The sequence below is a fragment of the Catenulispora rubra genome (assembly GCF_015356825.1).
Classification (GTDB): Bacteria; Actinomycetota; Actinomycetes; order Streptomycetales; family Catenulisporaceae; genus Catenulispora; species Catenulispora rubra.
The window spans coordinates 1-2,091 of the sequence record NZ_JAACYW010000583.1; the positions used below are offsets into that span (position 1 = coordinate 1).

Consider the following 2,091-nt stretch of genomic DNA (forward strand, 5'->3'; position numbering starts at 1 on the left):
CCGCCCCCACCGCCCCGACCTGGAAGGCCGCCGCAGTGAGTACTCCCGGCACGCTGACCCCGCCGCTTCTTCAGACGTCGCAGGGCTGGGGTCCATTCGGCATCGCCATGCAGCAGGACGAGGGCCTGACCGTGGCCCTGAAGGACGGCCTGCTCCGCGTGGAGGAGGTGCTGCTGAACTACACCCGCAGCGACCACGCCTACATCAGCGAGATCACCTCGCACCTGGCCCAGGCCGGCGGCAAGCGCACGCGGCCGCTGCTGGTGCTGCTGGCCGCGCAGTTCGGCGACCCGGCCGCCCCGGGCATCGTGGAGGCCGCCGTGGTGGTGGAGCTGACCCACCTGGCCACGCTCTACCACGACGACGTCATGGACGAGGCGGCGCTGCGCCGCGGGGTGGCCTCGGCCAACCAGCGCTGGGACAACTCGCTGGCCATCCTGTCCGGCGACTTCCTGTTCGCCCGCGCCTCCACGCTGCTGGCCGAGCTTGGCCCGGACGCCGTGCGGATCCAGGCCGAGACCTTTGAGCGCCTGGTCAGCGGTCAGATCTCGGAGTCGGTGGGGCCCAAGAACGGCCAGAACCCGGTGGACCACCACCTGGAGGTGCTGGCGGGCAAGACCGGCTCGCTGATCGCCACCTCCGGCCGGTTCGGCGCGATCTTCGCCGGCTGCACCGCCGAGCAGGAGCAGATACTGGCGGAGTTCGGCGAGCTGTTCGGCGTCGCCTTCCAGCTCTCCGACGACCTGCTGGACATCGAGTCGGAGTCCGAGCAGTCCGGCAAGACGCCGGGCACGGACCTGCGCGAGGGCGTGCACACCCTGCCGATGCTGATCGCGCTGGCGATGGACGGCTCCGCGGACCCGGAGACGGCGCGGCTGCAGGAGCTGCTGCGGACGGACCTGTCGTCCGACGACGAGGCCTTCTCCGAGGCGCTGGGGCTGCTGCGGGCGCACCCGAGCATGGGGCAGGCGCGGGACGTGGTGCGCGGGTACGCGCAGAAGGCGAAGGCGGTGCTGGAGCCGCTGCCGGAGGTGCCGGCCAAGGAAGCGATGCGGGCGCTGTGCGATGTGGTGATTTCGCGGACGACCTGAGCATTTCCGGATACGCGATGCGCGCCGACGACAGCTGTCGTCGGCGCGCTTTGTTTGCGGCTCGATGTGCCCGGTCGCGGGCCGCTTCAGGCCAGGGTCTCGCCGGTCGAGCCGTCGACGAACTCCGGCTCGCCGGTACCGGCGCCGCTGACCACCAGGGCGCGGACCAACTCGGGGTGCTCGGGCAGATCGGGGGCGGTGATCTGAGTCAGGCGGATGTGGACGCTTGCGTCAAGGCGCTGTCGCGGATGCTGGACGCGCTGTCGGATGTGGATGTGGACTGAGCTGGCCTTTTGCGAGCTCCGCGCAGCGCGTCGACTGTCAGCAGCACCAGCGCGAACCAGACGATCAGGAACCCGGCCAGGCGTGCGGGCGGCACGGACTCGTGCTGCACCAGTACCCCGCACAGGAACTGCAGGATCGGCGCCAGGAACTGGAGCAGCCCGACGACCGACAGCGGGAGCCGGTTGGCCGCCGCCCCGAAGCAGATCAGCGGCACCACCGTGACCGGCCCCGCGAGCATCAGCAGCCCGGTGTTGCCGGCCCCGTGGTGCCCGAAGTCGAGCGTGCCCCGCGTCCCGAGCCAGACCAGGTACCCGACGGCCGGCAGGAACTGAAGCGCGGACTCCACCGCCATGGCCTCCGCGGCCGGCACCGCCGCGACCTTCTTGAGCAGCCCGTACGTCCCGAAGCTCCCGGCCAGCACCAGCGCGATCCACGGCGCCTTGCCGTACCCGACGGCCAGCACCAGCACCGCGACCGCGCCGACCCCCACCGCGGCCCACTGCAGGCGCCGCAACCGCTCCCGCAGCAGGAACACCCCGAACAGCACGGTCACCAGCGGATTGATGAAGTACCCGAACGCGGTGTCGACGGTGTGCCCATGGTTCACGGACCAGATGTAGACGAACCAGTTGACGGAGATCGCGGCAGCGGCCGCGGCGAGAATCGCCACCTTCCGAGGCGTCCGCACGAACTCCCGCACCCACCCCCACCGAGC

Annotated in this window: 2 protein-coding genes; one reads left to right on the forward strand and one right to left on the reverse strand. The window is 71.1% G+C overall.

Annotation, left to right across the window (positions count from 1 at the left end):
- Window positions 1–107: 107 nt before the first annotated feature.
- Window positions 108–1,091: a polyprenyl synthetase family protein gene (locus GWK61_RS54240; RefSeq protein WP_194922238.1), complete on the forward strand. Its 984-nt coding sequence runs from the start codon at window positions 108–110 to the stop codon at window positions 1,089–1,091.
- A gap of 208 nt (window positions 1,092–1,299) precedes the next feature.
- Here the strand turns inward: GWK61_RS54240 and rarD are convergent.
- On the reverse strand, window positions 1,300–2,091 hold a 792-nt coding region (gene rarD / locus GWK61_RS54245; protein ID WP_194922237.1), incomplete at its 5' end, for an EamA family transporter RarD.